At 68.5% G+C, this 18,650-nt stretch carries 19 protein-coding genes; 11 read left to right on the top strand and 8 right to left on the bottom strand.

What is annotated here, in order from left to right; genetic code table 11:
- Window positions 1-49: 49 nt before the first annotated feature.
- From AC1DW3_RS25730 to AC1DW3_RS25715, 4 genes are all read right to left on the bottom strand, one after another.
- The gene (locus AC1DW3_RS25730) at window positions 50-709 is read right to left on the bottom strand and encodes a PEP-CTERM sorting domain-containing protein (protein ID WP_477936238.1); all 660 of its coding nucleotides are present in this window, start codon (window positions 707-709) and stop codon (window positions 50-52) included.
- Window positions 710-897: 188 nt separating this feature from the next.
- Window positions 898-1,647, bottom strand: a complete 750-nt coding sequence (locus AC1DW3_RS25725) for a hypothetical protein (RefSeq protein WP_477936236.1) — start codon at window positions 1,645-1,647, stop codon at window positions 898-900.
- 61 nt (window positions 1,648-1,708) lie between these two features.
- On the bottom strand, window positions 1,709-2,314 hold the full coding sequence (locus tag AC1DW3_RS25720) for a response regulator transcription factor (RefSeq protein WP_477936234.1): 606 nt from the start codon (window positions 2,312-2,314) through the stop codon (window positions 1,709-1,711).
- Complete coding sequence (locus AC1DW3_RS25715) at window positions 2,307-4,208, bottom strand: sensor histidine kinase (protein ID WP_477936232.1); 1,902 nt, start codon at window positions 4,206-4,208, stop codon at window positions 2,307-2,309. Before AC1DW3_RS25715 ends, AC1DW3_RS25720 begins: the two co-directional genes overlap by 8 nt.
- Window positions 4,209-4,324: 116 nt before the next feature.
- Here AC1DW3_RS25715 and AC1DW3_RS25710 point away from each other — a divergent pair, with 116 nt between their 5' ends.
- The 8 genes from AC1DW3_RS25710 (at window position 4,325) to AC1DW3_RS25675 (ending at window position 12,227) form a co-directional block, all read left to right on the top strand.
- Entirely contained in the window at window positions 4,325-5,323 is a 999-nt protein-coding gene (locus tag AC1DW3_RS25710) for a TRAP transporter substrate-binding protein (protein ID WP_477936230.1), read from the top strand.
- An 80-nt stretch (window positions 5,324-5,403) separates the two neighbouring features.
- A complete protein-coding gene (locus AC1DW3_RS25705) occupies window positions 5,404-6,021 on the top strand; it encodes a TRAP transporter small permease (RefSeq protein WP_477936228.1) in 618 nt (205 codons plus the stop codon).
- A complete protein-coding gene (locus AC1DW3_RS25700) occupies window positions 6,018-7,301 on the top strand; it encodes a TRAP transporter large permease (protein WP_477936226.1) in 1,284 nt (427 codons plus the stop codon). Before AC1DW3_RS25705 ends, AC1DW3_RS25700 begins: the two co-directional genes overlap by 4 nt.
- 12 nt (window positions 7,302-7,313) lie before the next feature.
- A complete protein-coding gene (locus AC1DW3_RS25695) occupies window positions 7,314-8,291 on the top strand; it encodes an SRPBCC family protein (protein ID WP_477936224.1) in 978 nt (325 codons plus the stop codon).
- A gap of 39 nt (window positions 8,292-8,330) precedes the next feature.
- Entirely contained in the window at window positions 8,331-8,951 is a 621-nt protein-coding gene (locus tag AC1DW3_RS25690) for an ANTAR domain-containing response regulator (protein ID WP_477936222.1), read from the top strand.
- Between the two features lie 311 nt (window positions 8,952-9,262).
- On the top strand, window positions 9,263-10,510 hold the full coding sequence (locus AC1DW3_RS25685; protein ID WP_477936220.1) for a CmpA/NrtA family ABC transporter substrate-binding protein: 1,248 nt from the start codon (window positions 9,263-9,265) through the stop codon (window positions 10,508-10,510).
- A 3-nt stretch (window positions 10,511-10,513) separates the two neighbouring features.
- On the top strand, window positions 10,514-11,425 hold the full coding sequence (gene ntrB / locus AC1DW3_RS25680) for a nitrate ABC transporter permease (protein ID WP_477936218.1): 912 nt from the start codon (window positions 10,514-10,516) through the stop codon (window positions 11,423-11,425).
- Between the two features lie 4 nt (window positions 11,426-11,429).
- Window positions 11,430-12,227 (top strand): ABC transporter ATP-binding protein, encoded by a 798-nt coding sequence (locus tag AC1DW3_RS25675; RefSeq protein WP_477936216.1) that lies wholly within the window; start codon window positions 11,430-11,432, stop codon window positions 12,225-12,227.
- Between the two features lie 34 nt (window positions 12,228-12,261).
- Here AC1DW3_RS25675 and AC1DW3_RS25670 read toward each other — a convergent pair whose 3' ends face one another.
- Together AC1DW3_RS25670 and AC1DW3_RS25665 are read right to left on the bottom strand one after the other, a co-directional pair.
- The gene (locus AC1DW3_RS25670) at window positions 12,262-13,341 is read right to left on the bottom strand and encodes a hypothetical protein (RefSeq protein ID WP_477936214.1); all 1,080 of its coding nucleotides are present in this window, start codon (window positions 13,339-13,341) and stop codon (window positions 12,262-12,264) included.
- A gap of 143 nt (window positions 13,342-13,484) precedes the next feature.
- A complete protein-coding gene (locus AC1DW3_RS25665) occupies window positions 13,485-14,144 on the bottom strand; it encodes a YceI family protein (RefSeq protein ID WP_477936212.1) in 660 nt (219 codons plus the stop codon).
- A gap of 121 nt (window positions 14,145-14,265) precedes the next feature.
- Here AC1DW3_RS25665 and AC1DW3_RS25660 point away from each other — a divergent pair, with 121 nt between their 5' ends.
- The gene (locus AC1DW3_RS25660) at window positions 14,266-15,135 is read left to right on the top strand and encodes a FlgO family outer membrane protein (RefSeq protein ID WP_477936210.1); all 870 of its coding nucleotides are present in this window, start codon (window positions 14,266-14,268) and stop codon (window positions 15,133-15,135) included.
- 151 nt (window positions 15,136-15,286) lie between these two features.
- Here AC1DW3_RS25660 and AC1DW3_RS25655 read toward each other — a convergent pair whose 3' ends face one another.
- Window positions 15,287-16,081 carry an MBL fold metallo-hydrolase gene (locus AC1DW3_RS25655; protein WP_477936208.1) on the bottom strand — a complete coding sequence of 265 codons (795 nt, stop codon included), beginning with the start codon at window positions 16,079-16,081 and terminating at the stop codon, window positions 15,287-15,289.
- A gap of 74 nt (window positions 16,082-16,155) precedes the next feature.
- Window positions 16,156-17,601 (bottom strand): MocR-like pyridoxine biosynthesis transcription factor PdxR, encoded by a 1,446-nt coding sequence (gene pdxR / locus AC1DW3_RS25650; RefSeq protein WP_477936206.1) that lies wholly within the window; start codon window positions 17,599-17,601, stop codon window positions 16,156-16,158.
- 74 nt (window positions 17,602-17,675) lie between these two features.
- On the opposite strand from pdxR, the gene AC1DW3_RS25645 reads away from it, so the two are divergent.
- Both AC1DW3_RS25645 and AC1DW3_RS25640 read left to right on the top strand, forming a co-directional pair.
- Window positions 17,676-18,164, top strand: coding sequence for a cupin domain-containing protein (locus AC1DW3_RS25645; RefSeq protein WP_477936204.1), 489 nt, complete (start codon window positions 17,676-17,678; stop codon window positions 18,162-18,164).
- The coding region (locus tag AC1DW3_RS25640; protein ID WP_477936202.1) for a DUF885 family protein at window positions 18,161-18,650 on the top strand (490 nt) is incomplete at its 3' end. The genes AC1DW3_RS25645 and AC1DW3_RS25640, both read left to right, overlap by 4 nt.

The raw sequence follows: 18,650 nt of genomic DNA, 5'->3' as shown, positions 1-18,650 counted from the left end.
CCGCGCGGCATGCACCGCGCGGGCTTCTTGAACCGGAAAGCCGGAAGGATCAGGCGCGGCGGCGGCGGGCGGCTGCGCAAACACCCAGCAGCGAGGCGGCGACCAGGGCCAGCGAGCCCGGCTCGGGCACGACGTTGTCGCTGAAGGCGGCGCGGAAGACCAGGTCTTCGCCGTTGGGCTGACGCGACGACCAGCCGACCGAACCCAGCGGAGAGTTGGTGTTGCCGAAGATGAATTCACCGCCGGTGTACTTGTCGACACCGCCGAACTGCGTGGCCAGCACGGTCGCGCCGCTCAGGGTTTGGCCGACGGCGTCGAGGACGAAGAACAGCACATCGCCATCGGCGACGGCCAGGTTCAGGTTCACGTCGAAGTTGATGGCGCCGCCACCTGCGTGGTTCAAGGTCTGCGAGAAGAGCTCATTGACAGCGTCGGGACGCTCACCGGTACCGGGCAGGCCGGCAGCCACGCCGGTCGTGATGCGCAGCTTGAAGCTGCCGCCTTCGGCGTCGTTGACCGTGAAGCGCAGGCTGTCGAAAACAGTGCCGTCGGCCGTGATCGACTGGGCGTAGTACTGCGAGCCGGTCGAGCCGAACGCGGACTGGTTGAAGTTGCCAGCCAGGCCGTAGAGGTCGATGACGCCGGCTTGGGCGGACAGGCCAGCGGCCAGCAGGCTGAGGGCGGCGACGGATTTGGAGAAGAAGTTCATTGGGTGATGCTCAGGTTGAACGGTGACAGGCATTGCCGTAAGCACTATTCGGGCCACAAGTCCATCCCATTGTCACGCTTCACTTTTCTCCCCCATCGGGGCGATGCGTCGCCGACCGATGTAAAGCGCGCCGTCACCCGTGGACAAGGGTTGCGGCCGTCCATCCGTGAACTCGTGCACGCAGCGGCTCAGGCTTCGACGATCAGCTGCACATTCAGGCGGCCGGCCAGATTGACCGCCCGCAGGAAGATCTTGAACTGCTCCACCGCGTTGGATGCCGAGCCGGGCTCCGAGCCCAACTTGGCCAGGCCCAGCAGCCTGCTGTAGAGCTCGGCCTGTTCGGGCACTATGGGGCCGCCAAAGGCCAGCATGTGCAGCAGCTGACTCGAGCTCAGCTGCGCCTTGCTGCCAAACCAGCTGCCCCATTTCCGCACGGCGGCTTCCTTGCGCTCGAACATCCGCGAGTTCGCCCGCTGCGCCTCGACCGGCGCGCCATCGAGGGCCAGATCGGCGAGGTATTTGAGGAGCAGCGCCAGGTTGGCGTCCTTGGCGTCCTCGGGCAGGCGCGCCAGCAGCCAGTCCTCGGCCTCCTTGCGGATGGGGTAGTTCACCTTGCCGATGCAGCCGAAGGAGCGGCCGGACACATTGGCCGGGCAGCCCTTGCATTCGCCGTCCAGCTCGCTGAGCGGCGCGATCATTTCCAGCAGCTGGCCGACCGTGACCTGCGTCTGTATGGCAATGCCGTCCGGCCCTTTGACGGCGATCTCGACCGTGCACTTGGCAGTCAGGGTCTCTTCGTCGGCATGGGGGAATTTCTCGCGGAACTGGGCGATGGCGAACTCGGCGATGCCCCAATGCCTGACCATGGATCGCAGTCTCACCTCCGGCGTGTGCCGGCGGGCCGAACACTGTTTCAACAGCGCGAAATCGATGGCCATTTCACCCCTCCTGGCCTTTGCGGCCTTGCTTTGGGGGGAGTGTCGGCGAAGGCCGCCGGTTTCAGCGCCCCGCAATCAGGGTGGCCACTTCCGCCGCCGACCTCACTCCCAGCTTCGCGAAAACCCTGGCCCGGTGCACCTCCACCGTGCGCACCGACACGTTCAGCTCGTCGGCGATGACCTTGTTGAGCTTGCCGGCCGCCACCCGCGTCATGACTTCGCGCTCGCGCTCCGTCAGGCTGGCCAGCCGTGCGCTGCGCTCGGCCGCCTGGGCGCCCTCGGCCTGCATGGCCGCGTCCACGGCCAGCGCCTGTTCGAGGCGGTCGGCCAGCGCGTTGTCGCTGTAAGGCTTCTCGAGGAAGTCGAAGGCACCTTTCTTCAGCGCCTCGACGACCATGGGGATGTCGCCATGGCCGGTCAGGAACAGCACCGGATTCCTCAGCCGGCGCGCCAGCAGCTCGTCGTGCAGCCGCGTGCCGCCCATGGGCTCCATGCGCACGTCGAGCAGGAAGACACCCCGCGGCGTCCCTTCGCGGTCCAGCATCTCCAGCAGCGCCGGACCGCTGTCGAAGGCCCGCACATTGAGGCCGCGCGAGCGCAGCAGGAAGGCGAGCGCATCGCGCACGCCGGGGTCGTCGTCGACGAGGTGGACCGCGGCTTCAGCCATTCACCGTCTCCCTGCTCAAAGGCAAGCTGAACGAAAAGAGGGCACCCCCAGCCGCTGCCTCGTTCGCATCGAGCACGCCCTGATGGGCCTCGATGATGGAACGGCAGATGGCCAGGCCCATGCCCATGCCGTCGGCCTTGGTGGAATAGAAGGCCGCGCACAGCTGCTCGACACGGCGGCCCGCGAGGCCGGGGCCGTTGTCCTGCACGTCGACGCGCACGAAGTCGCCAGCCACGCGGCTGCTGACGGCGATGCGCCGGCCGCTCTCGCGGGCCTGCAGCGCGTCGGCCGCATTGCGCACGAGGTTGATGACGACCTGCTCGATGAGGACGGCGTCGGCCAGCACGGCGGGCACGCCCGGCGCGAGGGTCACATCCAGCGCCACACCGCGGCGCTGGCAGTCGCGCTTGAGCAGTTCGATGGCGGCGGTGATGACCTCGTGCAGGTCGCAGTGCTCGTGGCGCGGCTCGCGGCGGGTCAGGAACTCGCGGATGCGCGCGACGATGCGGCCGGCATGCGTGGCCTGCTGGCCCAGGCGCTGCAGGGCGCCCAGCACGAGTTCGTCCTGCACGCCGAGCTTGGCCAGCGAGTTGGTGATGCCGGCGCCATAGCTGGCGATGGCCGTCAGCGGCTGGTTGAGCTCGTGAGCCAGCGTGGAGGCGATCTCGCCCAGCATCGTCAGGCGCGCGTTGTGGGCCAGCGTCTCGACCTGGCGGCGCTCGCGATCCTCGAGGCGCTTGCGTTCGGTGATGTCGATGATGCTGCCCATCCAGCCGATCTGGCGGCCACCGGCGTCCACCAGCGGCGACTCGAACACCATCACGTCGACCATGCGCCCGGCGCTGTGCCGCCAATGCGCCTCATAGCCCTCGCGCGGCGCATGGCCGGCGAGGTTGCGGCGGTTGCGCTCGCTGATTTCCTCATGCGCATCCGGCGGCCAGTAGGGCATGGGCGGCAGCAAGCCGACGAGCGCTTCGGCCGGCAGGCCCACCATGTCGCAGAAGGTGCGGTTCACATAGAGCAGGCGGCCGTCGAAGTCGCGCGCGCGCAGGGCGACCAGGGCCGAGTCCTCCATCGCGCGGCGCCAGGCGGCCTCGGTGCGGCCGGCCACTTCGGCGCGCTGCACCTGGCGCATCTGGCGGCGCAGCAGCCAGCTCGCGACGGCGATCAGGGGCAGGAAGCCGGCCACCAGCACCCAGGCCAGCGGCCGCACGCCATTGACGACGGGATCACGCACCGTCAGCTCCAGCGCGGCGTCGGTCAGCGTCGCCTGCGTCAGCGGGCTGGCGCGCAGCGGGCCGGTCAGCGCGACGCGATAGCTCGGCCGCTGCGCCTGGGCCGCGCGCAGCGGCGACTCGGTGCTGGAGGCGATGACCTGGTCGGCACTGTCCACCAGTTGCACGTCGTATTTGCGCGCCAGCCACCAGGGCACGCCGCGCTTGAGCAGCAGGGCCGGCGGGTAGCGCACCACCAGCGTCCCCTCGGCGCCCACCGGCGCCGTCAGGTGCAGGGACAGGCCATCCTCCAGCCGCCCGATGTCGCCGCGGCCCGAGACCTCGGCCATCACGCGGTTGCGCGCGTCCAGCCAGGTCACCGACTGCCACAGCCGCCGCAGGCCCGCGTTGACCTCGGCCTGGCCATCCAGCACCGCCTCGCTCGGTGCCTGGCCGACCAGGCCTTGGGCGAGCTGGCGCAGATGGCCCTGCTCGTCGGCGATGCGGTCGCGCAGCTGGGCCTCGGTGCTCAGCGCGTCGGAGATCAGCGTCTGGCGCTGCTGCTCCTGCTCCTCGGCCTCGTTGGCACGCACCCAGGCCAGCACGCCCAGCACGAAGACCAGCGACAGGGCCAGCGGGGCCAGCCACAGGCTGCGGTGCAGGAGGTCGCGCAAAGTCATGCCCGCAGTCTAAGAAGGGTGGAGGCCGCGCGAAATGTGGAACTCCACAACTTTGCGCCGGCGGTGCGGCTCGCAAGAATGACCCCCATACCCAATATTCCATCTGGAGACACACCATGATCCTGCGTCGCCTCGTGCTGGCCACCGCGCTGGCCCTGCCTTTCACAGCCTTCGCCCAGGCCCCCATCGTCATCAAGTTCAGCCACGTCGTCGCGCCCGACACCCCCAAGGGCAAGGGCGCCCAGCGCTTCAAGGAACTGGCCGAGCAGAAGACCGGAGGCAAGGTCAAGATCGAGCTCTATCCCAACAGCCAGCTCTACAAGGACAAGGAAGAGATGGAGGCCCTGCAGCTGGGCTCCGTCCAGATGCTGGCCCCGTCGCTGGCCAAGTTCGGCCCGCTGGGCGTCAAGGAGTTCGAGGTCTTCGACCTGCCCTATCTGTTCAAGGACACCGATTCCTTCCGCGCCGTCACCGACGGGCAGCTCGGCGCCGACCTGTTCAAGAAGCTGGAACCCAAGGGCATCAAGGGCCTGGCCTACTGGGACAACGGCTTCCACATCATGAGCGCCAACAAGCCGCTGCACAACGTGGCGGACTTCAAGGGCATGAAGATGCGCATCCAGTCCAGCAAGGTGCTGGACGCCCAGATGCGCGCCCTCGGCGCCATCCCGCAGGTGATGGCCTTCAGCGAGCTCTACCAGGCCCTGCAGACCGGCGTCGTGGACGGCACCGAAGGCGTGCCGAGCAACTTCTACACGCAGAAGATCTTCGAAGTGCAGAAGCACATGACCATGTCCAACCACGGCCACCTGGCCTATGCGGTCATCGTCAACAAGAAGTTCTGGGACGGCCTGCCCGCCGACATCCGCACGCAGCTGGAAGCGGCCATCAAGGAAGCGACCACCTATGCCAACGCCATCGCCAGCACCGAGAACGGTCGCGCGCTGGAAGGCATCAAGGCCAGCGGCCGCGTCAACATCTACACGCCGACGCCGGCCGAGACCAATGAGTGGAAGAAGGCGCTGATGCCCGTCCACAAGGAAATGGAATCGCGCGTCGGCAAGGCCACCATCGAAGCCGCCTACAAGGCCGCCGCCTTCGTCGCTCCCAAGTAATTCCCCTCACTGACTCTCGCCATGCCAGGGCCGCCGCGGCCCTCGGCAGGCGCAGCCGTTTCCGTTGACCGGAGAACCCTATGTTGAACAAAGCGCTGAACCATCTGGAGGAGTGGCTGATCTCCTTCCTGATGGCCGCGGCGACGCTGGTGATCTTTGTCGCCGTCGTCCACCGCTATCTGGCGACCGTGCCCTATGTGCAGGACATCGCCCTCAAGATCCACATGAGCTGGGCCCAGGAGCTCTGCATCATCCTGTTCGTGTGGATGTGCAAGTTCGGCGCGGCCTATGGCGTGCGCACGGGCATCCACGTCGGCGTGGACGTCGTCATCAACCGCATGTCGCCCGCCAACCGCGGCCGCTTCGTCATCTTTGGCCTGCTGGCCGGCGCCTTCTTCACCGGCGCCGTCGCCGTGATGGGCGGCACCTTCGTCTGGGACAACGGCGCCCACCACGCCTTCCTGGACCTCATCGGCCAGCCGCGCGAGGACGTCTACGAGGGCCCGACGACGCCCGACCTGGAATGGCCGACCTGGATCGTCTACTCCGCCATCCCGCTGGGCTCGGCGCTGATGTGCTACCGCTTCCTGCAGGTCTGCTGGGGTTTCTGGAAGACCGGCGAGCTGCCCAAGCACGATGAATCCCACGTCGAGGGCGTGGACGAACAGACCCCGCTGGAAGTGGAGGCCCGCAAATGAATGCACTCATCATCTTCAGCCTGCTGCTGGCGCTGATGCTGACCGGCATGCCGATCAGCATCTCGCTGGGCCTCACCGTGATGACCTTCATCGTCACGATGACCCAGGTCCCCATCGAATCGGTCGCCCTCAAGCTGTTCACGGGCATCGAGAAGTGGGAAATCATGGCCGTGCCCTTCTTCATCCTGGCGGGCAACTTCCTGACCCACGGTGGCGTCGCGCGGCGCATGATCAATTTCGCCACGTCCATGGTGGGCCACTTCCACGGCGGCCTGGCGCTGGCGTCCATCCTGGCCTGCTCGATGTTCGCGCTGGTGTGCGGCTCCTCGGTCGCCACCGTCGTCGCCATCGGCTCCATCGTGCTGCCCGCCATGGTGGCCCACGGCTACCCGATGCGCTTCGGCGCCGGCGTCATCATCACGGCCGGCTCGCTCGGCATCCTGATGCTGCCGTCGATCCCGAAGGTCATCTACGCCATCTCGACCAACACGTCGATCGGCGCGCTGTTCGTCGCCGGCCTGCTGCCCGGCATCACGCTGGCCCTGATGCTGGCCGCGGTGACCTGGTACATCGCCCGCAAGAACAACTACCCGCGTCTGACGCGCATCGGTTGGCGCGGGCGCTTCGCGGCTTTCCGCAAGAGCTTCTGGGGCCTGCTGCTCGTCGTCATCATCGTCGGCGGCATCTACTCGGGCGCCTTCACGGCGACCGAAGCGGCGGCGATGGCGGCGGTCTACTCCTTCTTCGTGGCCATCTTCGTCTACAAGGACCTGAAGCTGCGTGACGTGCCCAAGGTGCTGAAGGACTCGGCCAACATGTCCGCGATGCTGCTCTACATCATCACGAACGCGGTGCTGTTCTCCTTCGTGCTGACCAACGAGAACCTGCCCCACCAGCTGGCCGACTGGCTGCTGTCGATGAACCTGGGCCAGAACGGCTTCCTGTTCGTCGTCAACCTGGTGCTGCTGGGCGCCGGCAACTTCATGGATCCCTCGTCCATCATCCTGATCATGGCGCCCATCTTCTTCCCGGCCGCCATGCAGTTGGGCGTCAACCCGGTGCACTTCGGCATCCTGATCGACGTCAACATGGAAGTGGGCCTGTGCCACCCGCCGGTGGGGCTCAACCTCTACGTGGCCTCGGGCATCAGCAAGCTCGGCATCACGGAGCTGACCAAGGCCGTCATGCCCTGGCTGCTGACGATGATCGTCTTCCTCGTCATCGTGACCTACTGGCCGTGGCTGACATTGGTCGTCCCACAAATGATGGGAATGCTCTAACGGGAGCCGCACATGAGCCCGCTCTTCTTCGCCCTGGCCTTCGCGGTCGTCGCCCTGCTCGTCTACATGGGCCGCTACAGCGGCCGGGTGCGGGTCGAAGAGAGCCGCCTCATTGCCGCGTCGCCTGAAGACGTCTACCAGCGCGTCGCCGACCTGGCCCAGTGGCAGGCCTGGAACCCCTGGCTGGAGCATGCACGCGGCGCCCAGGCCGAGGCCGACGGCATTGCGCTGGCCTGGGACGTGCCCCAGGTCGGGCGCGGCAGCGTGCGCCAGACGGGGCAGACGCCGTCGCGCGCGCTGCGCCAGCGCCTGGAGTTCGCCCTGCCCTTCGCCTATCGCGGCCGCTCGGACTGGCGCTTCGAGCCCGCGCCGGGTGGCACCCGCGTCACCTGGCGCTTCAAGGGGCGCGTCGCCTTCACGCTGCGGGCCTTCGCCGCCACCGTGCAGGGCGCGACCCGGCTGGACCTGCGCTTCGGCCTGGACCGCCTCGCCGCGGCGCTGGAAGGCGGGCCGCCCGCCTACGAGCTCAGCTACGCGGGCGTGCACGAACAGCCCGCCCGCCGCTTCGCGCAGCTCGCCCACCGCGGCGCGCTGGACAAGCTGGCCATCGAGTTGCCGCCGACCATCGCGGCCGTGCGCGCGCAGATGGCTGCCGCCGGCCTGGCCGCCGAGGGCCCGGCCGTCGTGCACTATCTGAAGACCCAGCTCAAGCTGCGCATCGTCGACTGCCGCGTCGGCGTCGAACTGCCCGCAGGCGCGGCGCCGCCCCCGGACCTGAAGCAGCACGAGCACGCGGCGCACACCGCCTATGTGCTGCGCTTCGACGGCCCGCCCGAGGCCCTCGAACTGGCCTGGTATCAGGCCATGCAGCGCCTGCGCGTCGAACAGCACCAGCCCCACCCGCAGCTGCCACCCTATGCCCGCTACGCCAGCGAATCGGCGCCGGGCCGGCGCGGCGTCGTGGAGCTCTTCCTGCCGCTGAGGCCCTAGAAAACACCGAGCGGCACGCTATTTGCACTGGCTTGGGGCATGAACACCCCCCAGCCGCTCTCCCTCCCTGGCCTGCGCGTGCTGCTGGCCGACGCCGGCCAGCGCCGCAGCCCCGTGATCCGCCTGGAGCTGATCCGGTTGCGCTGCCAGCTGGTCGACGTCATCGACCTCGTCGCCCAGCCCGACGCCCTGCCCACGGCGCTGGAGCGCCTGGCGCCCGAACTGCTGCTGATCGACTGCGAGCAACCCACGCCCGAGTTGCTGGCCCAGCTGGGCGCATCCCTGCAGCGCCAGCCCCGCCCGGTGCTGCTGTTCGCCGAGCAGATGACGGCCGAGCAGATGCGCGCCGCCCTGCACGCCGGCATCAGCACGCTGCAGCTTGCCGGCCTGCCGCCGCAACGCCTGGGCGCCCTGCTGCAGCTGGCCCTGGCCCGCTTCGAGCACGACCAGACCCTGCAGCGCGACCTGCGCCAGACCCAGACCCAGCTGGCCGAGCGCAAGCTCGTCGAGCGCGCGCGCGGCATCCTGATGCGCGAGCAGGGCCTGGACGAGGAAGCCGCCTTCCAGCGCCTGCGCCAGCTCGCCATGGACGGCAAGCAGACGCTGGCGGCCGTCGCCATGCGCCTGATTGATGCAGACCAGCTGCTGCGCACACGCTGAGGGCGCGGCGCACCAACTCGCGTTCAGCCCCCACGCACCGGCACGGCGCAAACCGCCCGCCGCAGCGACAGCCATGCGCCAAGCGCGTGCAATCGCGGCCTGACGGTGCCGGCACCGAGCTGGCACGCAACCTGCGTTAACCGAAGCGAGGCCTGCAATGGCGCAGGCCTCTCGGGCCGGCCGGCTGATGAATCGGCCGGCACTTCGGGACAACGGCGTCCGACCTCTCCTTTTGTCGCCTGCACTGCTGACTGTGGTGCGGGCGATGCGTGGTCGCACGGCGTTGCGCCTTGCATGAACAGGAGCCCGTGATGACCGCCAGCGACAACTCGAACGCCACGCACCACCCGCAGCGCCGCAGCCTGCTTGCCGCCGCCGCTGCCCTGCCTCTCACCGGCCTGGCCGGCGGCGCCTGGGCCCAAGGGTCGGACAAGCCCGAGAAGGAGGAGGTGCGCATCGGTTTCATCCCGCTGACCGACTGCGCATCGGTCGTGATGGCGGCCGAACTGGGCTTCGACAAGAAGTACGGCGTCAAGATCGTCCCGACCAAGGAGGCTTCCTGGGCCGGCGTGCGCGACAAGCTCGTCAACGGCGAGCTCGACATGGCCCATGTGCTCTACGGCCTGGTCTACGGCGTGCACCTGGGCACCAGCGGCCCCAAGAAGGACATGGCCGTGCTGATGAACCTGAACCACAACGGCCAGGCCTTCACGCTGTCCAAGGCCCTGGCGGACAAGGGCGCGGTCGACGGCCCATCCCTGGCCAAGGTGATGGCGGCCAACCCGCGCGAATACACCTTCGCGGGCACCTTCCCGACTGGCACCCACGCGATGTGGATGCACTACTGGCTGGCCGCCGCAGGCATCAACCCGATGTCGGGCGCCAAGCTCATCACCGTGCCGCCGCCGCAGATGGTGGCCAATATGCGCGTCGGCAACATGGACGGCTTCTGCGTCGGCGAGCCCTGGAACCACCGCGCCATCATGGACGGCATCGGTATCACGGCCAACACCACGCAGGACCTCTGGAAGGACCACCCCGAGAAAGTCCTCGGCACGAGCGCCGACTTCGTCAAGAAGTACCCCAACACCACCCGCGCCGTCATGATGGCCGTGCTGGAGGCCGGCCGCTGGATCGACGCTAGCCTGTCCAACAAGCTGAAGATGGCCGAGACGGTGGCGCAGAAGGCCTATATCAACACCGGCGTCGATGCGATCAACCAGCGCATCCTGGGCCGCTACCAGAACGGCCTGGGCAAGACCTGGGACGACCCCAACCACATGAAGTTCTTCAACGACGGTGCGGTGAACTACCCCTATCTGTCCGACGGCATGTGGTTCCTGACCCAGCACAAGCGCTGGGGCCTGCTCAAGGCCCACCCCGACTACCTGGCGGTGGCCAAGCAGGTCAACCAGACGGCGCTCTACAAGCAAGTGGCCAGCGCCATGGGCATCAGCGTGCCCAAGACTGACCTCCGCACCAGCAAGCTGATGGACGGCGTTGTCTGGGATGGCAAAGACCCGGCGAAGTACGCCGACAGCTTCAAGATCAAGGCGTAAATCATGGTCTCCGCAGTCTTCCACTCCCCCGGCGACAACGTCGCTCCCGCCCCGGCCAGTGCTCCCCTGAGCGTCAGCCGGCCCAGCGTGGCCGCCAACGAGGCCACGGCACCCCAGGCCAAGCCCGCCCGCTCGCCCATCGACTGGCGCGCCGTGGCGCTGCGCGTATTGCCACCGGTGATCAGCATCTCGCTGCTCATCGGCCTGTGGGGGCTGGCCACCATGAAGGGCGGCAGCTTCCCGACACCGGCCGCCACCTTCGACGCCGCCGTGAAGCTGTTCTCCGACCCCTTCTACCGCAACGGCCCGAACGACCAGGGGATAGGCTGGAACATCCTGAACTCGCTCGGACGCGTCGGCATGGGCTTCGGCCTCGCCGCCCTGGTCGGCATCCCGCTGGGCTTCATCATCGGCCGCTTCGAGTTCGCCAACCGCATGGTGTCGCCGCTGATCGCGCTGCTCAAGCCGGTCTCGCCGCTGGCCTGGCTGCCCATCGGCCTGCTCGCTTTCAAGAGCGCCAACCCGGCCGCGATCTGGACCATCTTCATCTGCTCGATCTGGCCGATGGTGGTGAACACCGCCGTCGGCGTGCAGCGCGTGCCGGTCGACTACCTGAATGTCGCCCGAGTGCTCAAGCTCAGCGAGTGGAAGGTCATCACGCGCATCCTGCTGCCCGCCGTGCTGCCCTATGTGCTGACCGGCGTGCGCCTGTCGGTCGGAACGGCCTGGCTGGTCATCGTCGCGGCCGAGATGCTGACCGGTGGCGTGGGCATCGGCTTCTGGGTCTGGGACGAGTGGAACAACCTCAACGTCGCCCACATCCTGATCGCCATCTTCGTCATCGGCACCGTCGGGCTGCTGCTCGAATGGGCGCTGATCTCCATCGCCAAGCACTTCACCTTCGAAGGGGATTGATGCCATGAAACCGTTCATCCAAGTGCAGGCCGCCGAGATGGTCTTCGCCACCCGCAAGGGACGCTTCCACGCCTTGCAGGACGTCAACCTCGACGTGCAGCGCGGCGAGTTCATCACGCTGATCGGCCACTCCGGCTGCGGCAAGTCCACGCTGCTCAACCTCATCGCCGGCCTGCTGCAGCCCACCTCGGGCGTGCTGATCTGCGACGGCCGCGAGATCGCCGCGCCGGGCCCCGAGCGTTCGGTGGTGTTCCAGAACCACTCGCTGCTGCCCTGGCTCTCCTGCCTGGACAACGTGCTGCTGGCCGTCGAGTCCGTCTTCGGCGCCAAGGAGACCACCGCCCAGCTCAAGGTGCGCGCCCGCGCCGCGCTGGAGCTGGTGGGCATGAGCCATGCGCTGCACAAGCGCCCGCACGAGATCTCGGGCGGCATGAAGCAGCGCGTCGGCATCGCCCGGGCCCTGGCCATGGAGCCCAAGGTGCTGCTGATGGACGAGCCCTTCGGCGCGCTGGACGCCCTGACCCGCGCCAAGCTGCAGGACGAACTGCTGAAGATCGTCGCGCGCACGCAGAGCACGGTGGTCATGGTCACGCACGACGTGGACGAGGCCGTGCTGCTGTCCGACCGCATCGTCATGATGACCAACGGGCCGGCGGCGACCATCGGCGAGATCCTGGAAGTCGGCATCCCCCGCCCGCGCCTGCGCGTCGAGCTGGCCGAGGACCCGCGCTATGCGGCGGCGCGCAAGGAGGTCATCGACTTCCTGTACACCCGCCACGCCCACGTCGAGGCAGCAGCCTGAGCCACGCACCCAGCCGGTGGGCACGCCCGCCGGCTCAAGGGATGGGCACGCCCGCGATCTTGACGAAGACGCGGGCCGCGCTGCCCAGGCCGACGACGAGCTTGGTCAGGCTGGCGGCGGCGATGGCCTTGCCTGTCTTGGGCTGGCGCTTGGCCTTCCAGACCAGCACTTCCTTGGCCACCAGGTTGCTCACCTTGCGGTAGGGCTCCAGCCTCTTGTTCGTCTCCTGGATCTCGCGCAGCAGGACCCGGTTGCCGCCGGCCATCTCCTTGATGAAGTCCTTGCGCGCCGGGCTTTCCGTCTGGATCTTCAACAGCTTCTCCAGCCCCGCATTGAGCGAGCCGACCAGGGTGTCGGCCGTCTTCTCCAGCGCCGCGATCTTGGCGTCGAGCTTGATCTGGCTGACGTCCACCGTCTTCACCGTGCCGCTGATCTTGTGAAAGATCGGCGTGAGGTCGGAGAGCACCTCGTCGGCGCGGCTGGGCTGCCCTTCCTTCTTGATCGTGTCCAGCAGGCGGCCGCGCAGCATCAGCAGCTCCGCGCCGGCTTCCTCGACGCCTTGCGCGATGTCTGCACCGAGCACGGCCAGCTCGGCCACCGACTTGAAGATGACCATCACGCCCACCAGGTTGGCGCCGCCGCTGGCGATCATGCTGGCCAGCGAAGCGCTGATCGTCAGCGCGCCGACCAGGGCCTTGGACACGCACTTGACCTTGAACTTGCTCAGGTTCTTGTTGCGGCGCAGGGCCTGCTCCCAGACGAGTTGGACCGCGTCGTTGACACCGCCCTCCTGGGCGACGGCGATCTTCTTCAGCATCTTGGCCGTCGTCTCGACCATGGCCTCGGCATCGGCCTTGGGCAGGGTGGCGACCTTGGCGTTCAGCGCCAGCAGCTCGGTGGCGATCAGCTTGCGCGGCTTGGCCAGGTGGGCCTCCGCGGCGTCGGCCAGCTGCTGCCAGCGCAGGCCCTCCTTGCCCTTGTCGATCAGCTCCTCGAGCTCCTTGTCGATCTCCATCAACACCGTGAGCTCCATGTCGGGGAGGCTCAGGTTCTTGAGCTTGGACTTGTCGACGCCCTTCAGCAGATCGATCTTCTTCAGTAGACGAGTTCCCATGCGGCCTCCCTGCCTCCGCCGTGAGCCGGCGTGATTTGAGTCGCGCGATGGTAGTCAGGCCGCAGCTGGCGTGCCGCGGCCGGCGGCTTGATTCCCAAAGGAATACCCGAGGGTGTGGCGATGCTTGCGGACCGGCTCGGGCCCTAAGGCTTGCTCGCCACGCCCAAGGCGTCGATGGCATTGCGCGCATCGCCGTCCTCGCCTTGCACGCCCTCGATCTGGATCTGCAGCGCCATCTCGTCGCCGACCAGATCGAGATAGGCACCCAGGCCGAAGTCAGAGCGCTTGATGAGCGTGCTGGCCGAGAAGCCCACCGACATCTTGTCGCTGATCTGGTTGAGGCCCTGCTTGTTGAAGCGCAGTTGCAGCACGACGGGCCGGGTCACGCCGGCCAGCGTCAGCTCGCCATGCAGCCGGCCCAGCGCACCCTGGCCTCGTTCCAGGCGCGTGCTGCGAAAGTCGATGCTGCCGGCGCCCTTGAAGAGCTTGGCCCAGGCCGAATCGCCGCGCACCTGCTTGTTCCATGTCGCGTCGCCGAGGTCGATGGAGGCGATGGGCAGAGAGACGGCGACGGACGAACGCGACCAGTCCTCCGCGTCGAAGACAAAGCTGCCCGGCGCCACCCGCACCGTGCCGACGAGGCTGATGAAGCCCTGGTGCTCCAGGCTGAAGCTCACGCGCGAGAGCTTGCTGACGATGGCATAGGTCGCCGGCGCGGCAGCGGCGGACAGGGCGGCGAATGCCAGGGCGGCGGCCAGCAGCGGGTTGCGTGCGGAGGGCAGTGCAGTCAGAAGGGAGGGCATCGCGGGTCCTTGCTCGGGTTGAAATGAAGCCGCTCGTTGTAGTGATCCGCGCCCCGGCTGGCCTGAATGCCCTCTGAAATCTTCTGAACGGCGCTGATTTCGTGCCGAAAATGCGCCCCGCATGGACAGCCGCACCCTCACCGCCGCCCCGTTTCGCCTGCTGGACTGGCGCGTCGACCCCGCGCGCGGACTGCTGACGCCCTTGCTGGGCGGCGAGGCGCTGCGCCTGGACGCCCGCGCCTTCCAGCTGCTGCTGCACCTGGCGCGCCGCCCGGGCGAGGTCGCCAGCATCGACGAGTTGCTGGACGAGGTCTGGGCCGGTGTCGTCGTCAGCCCTGATTCGGTCTACCAGGCCATCGCCAGCCTGCGCCGCGCCCTGGGTGACGACGCCAAGGAGGCGCGCTACATCGCCACCGTGCCGCGCCAGGGTTATCGACTGCTGGCGACACCGCTGCCGGACGTGGACGTCCCGAACACCATGCCCCCGGCACCAGCCTCACCGCGCTGGTCGCGCCGACAGATCGCTGGCGCCCTCGGCGGCCTGGCGGCGGTCGTGACGGCCGCGGCTGCGCTGCAATCCTGGCAACACCCCGCGGCCGACGCCTATTCGGTGGCCGTGATGCCCTTCCTGGACTTGACCGACGCGATGGACCAGGAGCCCTTCGCCGACGGCATGACCGAGCAGATCATCGACACGCTGAGCCACCGGCCCGGCTGGAAAATCCCGGCCCTGTCGCGAGTGTTCTCCTACAAGGGCAAGGAGACGACCTTGACCCAGCTCGGCCGTGAGCTGCGCGTGCAGCATGTGCTGGAAGGCAGCGTGCGCCGCTCAGACAACACGCTGCGCGTCAGCGCCCGCCTGGTGCGCGTGGACGACGGCTACGTCGTCTGGTCGTCCACCTACGACCGCCCCGGCGCCGACCGCCTCGCCGTGCAGGCCGAGGTGGCAGCGGCCGTCGGCCAGGCTGTGGGCCGGGCGCTCAACGGTTGATCAAGCGCTGACGCTCCTCTTTTGGTGACTTTTCTGTGGCGCGTCAGAGAAAGCCGAAGGCTTCGCTAAAAGTTACCCGCCCTCGCGGGACGGATTCCCGCGTCACTGCACACGAGTCATGAGAAGCGCGGCAAAAGCCGCCGAACAGCGCCTACGCCGCGACCAGGTCGAAGTAGCGCTCGAAGGACGCGTCCACCGCTTCGCGTCCGGCGCCGATGATGTTCAGGCCCCAGGTGAAACCGTAGACATCGTCGAACTGAACGCCGCGCAATCGCGCCTGCGTCTCCCTCACCAGACTGGGCCGCGCCGGCACATGGTTGGGCACGCTGTACATGAAGCTCACATGGCGCCGGTCCTGGGCCACGTGCAGCGAGTCTCCCGCCAGCAGCAGGGAACGCTCCGGCCCCTGCCAGTGCAGCACCGTGCTGCCGGGGAAGTGGCCGGGGCAGCGCAACAGCGTCGCACCGCGGCCGAGGTCCAGCGTGTCGCCGCGCCAGAACTCCACCCAGCGCGAGCAGCGCGCCACCCAATCCCTGTCGTTCTCGTGCACGAAGATGGGCACACCGCCCAGCGCCTCGCTCCAGCGCACCATGGCCGAATAGAAGTGCGGGTGCGAGATCGCGATGCGGTCGACGCCGCCACGCTGCTGCAGCGCGGCCACCGCCTCGGGCGTCACCAGCGCAGTGGTCTCCCACAGCACGCCGGCCTGCGGCAGATGCAGGGCGCGCTGCGGGATGGCGAAGCCCGGCGCGATGCCGAGGCCGAACAGGTCGCCGTCCATCTCCAGCCGGTTGTGATGCGTCATGGCCAGCTCCTCATGCGTCGTCCAGGCCTGGCCCTGCCAGCCGACGTACTGGCGGTCGTCGCTGCAGATGCGGCACAAGGCCGGCGGCTGAACGCTGTCTTCGTGCTCCGTTCCGCAGGTGCGGCACATGAAATGGGGCATGGTGGGCTCCGTGATTTGCCAGGCGCTCAGACTAAGCAGGGCGCTCTCGCGATCACAGAGCCAAGTGCGGCGATTCAAAGGGTGCCAAGCACCTTGGCCAGGCGCCGCACGGCCTCGGGAATGCGTGCCGCGGTGACGCTGCCATAGCCCAGCACCAGCCCCTGCATGCCGCCTGGGCCCATCCAGTAGCGGCTCAGCGGCTCGACGCCCACGCCGGCGGCCCAGGCGCGGCGCGTCAGCTCATCCGCGTCGATGCCGGGCAGCGCCACGGCCAGGTGCAGGCCCGCAATGGCCGGGAAGATCCCGGCGCGATCGCCCAGGTGGCGCTTCAGCATCTGCTCCAGCACGCGCCGCCGCTCGGCGTATTCGGCGCGCATGCGGCGCACATGGCGCAGCAAGTGTCCTTCGGCGATGAAGTCCGCCACGGCCGCCTGCGTCAGCGCCGGCGTGCCGAAACCCGCCGCATGCTTGGCCGCCACCAGCGCCTCGCGCGCCCAGGCCGGGGCGACGACATAGCCCAGGCGCAGCGCCGGCAGCATGCTCTTGGACAGCGTGCCGACATAGAACACGCGGCCGTCGCAATCCAGYGTCTTCAGCGCATCCAGCGGCCGCGACGTGAAGCGGAACTCGCCGTCGTAGTCGTCTTCGATGATCACGGCCTGGCGCGCCGCCGCCCAGTTCAGCAGGTCGCGCCGGCGCGCCAGCGACATGGCCATGCCCAGCGGGGACTGGTGCGACGGCGTCACGGTGACGATGCGGGCATCCGCCGGCAATGCATCGACGACCAGGCCCTCGCCGTCCAGCGGCACCGGCGCCAGCCGCGCACCCGCACCCAGCAGCGCCACACGCAATGGCGGGTAGCCGGGGTTCTCGACGGCAGCAACCGTCTGGCCCGGCGTGACCAGCACACGCGCGATCAGGTCGAAGGCCTGCTGCGCGCCGGCCGTGATGATGACGTCGTCCGCCGTGCAGGCGACCGCGCGGGACGACGACACATGGCCGGCTATCGCCTCGCGCAGCGCACGCAGGCCCTGCGCCTCGGGGTAGCGCGCGGGCTCGCGCGCGGCGGCCTGCAGCGCGCGCGTCTGCAGGCGGCGCAGCACCTCGAAAGGAAAGCTCGCCACCTCGGGCATGCCGGTCTTGAAGTGCCAGGCCGGCGCCGGGCCGCTGACGAGCAGCGCCGGCCAGCCGCCACCCTCGCCACGCAGCCAGCGGCTGTCGGCCCAGGGCGCGACGCTGGCGCGATCCGACACGGCCACGGCCGCCCGCGGCAGCTCGGCGACAAAGCTGCCGCCCGCGCCGCGCGACTCCAGCCAGCCTTCGGACGCCAGCAGCTCATAGGCCGCCACGGCCGTGTTGCGCGACACGCCCACTTGTGCCGCCAGCTCGCGTGACGATGGCAGGCGCAGCCCCGGCGCGAGGCGGCCGCTGGCGATGGCCTCACGCAGCGCCGCATGCAGGCTGGCCAGGCGCGAACCACGGGCGGCGAGCTGCAGATCGAGTTCCAGGCTTGGATCCATGTCTTCTCTTCAATTTGGCTCTTTTGTGGAGCCATCCAAGCCGGCACTCTAAGGCCTTGGCAACGGAGACCCCCATGACATTGACGACACCGCTGGATGGCCTGCAGCCCGAAGTCCGGCCCCATGTGAGCTCGGCCCTGAAGCGCGCCGGCCTGGACGCCTGGATGCCCGAGGGCGAGGGCAAGTGGTCGCTGCCGCTGCAGTTCTTGCCCGACGGTGGCTGGGTCGAGCTGATGCGTCTCGCACCGGGGGTCAAGCTCACACTGCACCGCCACCATGGCGAGGTGCACGGCCTCAATCTGCAGGGCCAGCGCCAGCTGGATGACGGCCGCCTCATCGGCACGGGCGACTATGTCTTCGAGCCCGATGGCAATGTGGACAGCTGGCAGGCCGTAGGCGACGAGGTGCTGGTGCTGCATGTCGTCGTGCGTGGCGACGTGGACTACGTCGGCGCCGACGGCACGGTGCAGCGCCGCATCACGACGGCCGACCGCATCGCCGCCTACCAGGCCTTCTGCGCGGCCCGCGGCCTGCACCCGCGCCTGACCGAGGTGGGCGCATGAGGCGGGCCGTCATTGCAGCCCTGCTGCTGGCGCTGGCCCTGCCCCTCGCCGCGCAGACGCCCAGCCAGCGCCTGGCCGACCTCGCCGAGCGCTACTACGACGGCTACTACGCCCTCTTCCCCGTCGTGGCCACGGAGAACACCGGCGACCCGCGCTTCGAGGCGGCGCTGGAGATCGACATCGCGCCCGCCCACCGCCAGCGCCAGCAGGCTTTCTACGCCGCTACGCTGCGCGAACTGGCCGGCATCGACAGCCGCTCGCTGTCTGCTGACGAGCGCACGACGCACGAGCTGCTCGCGTTTGAGGCCCGCGACCGCCTGGCCCTGCTGCGCTTCCCGTCCCACCTGCTGCCGCTGCAGCAGATGGACAGCCTGCCCTCGCAACTGGCCGAGTACGCCAGCGGCAACGCCGCCCAGCCGCTGCAGACCTTGCAGCAGCACGAACACTTCCTGCAGCGGCTGCAGAGCCTGCCGGCCTGGGTGGACC

Source organism: Roseateles sp. P2_H4 (assembly GCF_056403315.1).
The sequence above is the reverse complement of the archived record's forward strand: the minus strand, read 5'-3'. Positions and strand labels throughout refer to the sequence as shown.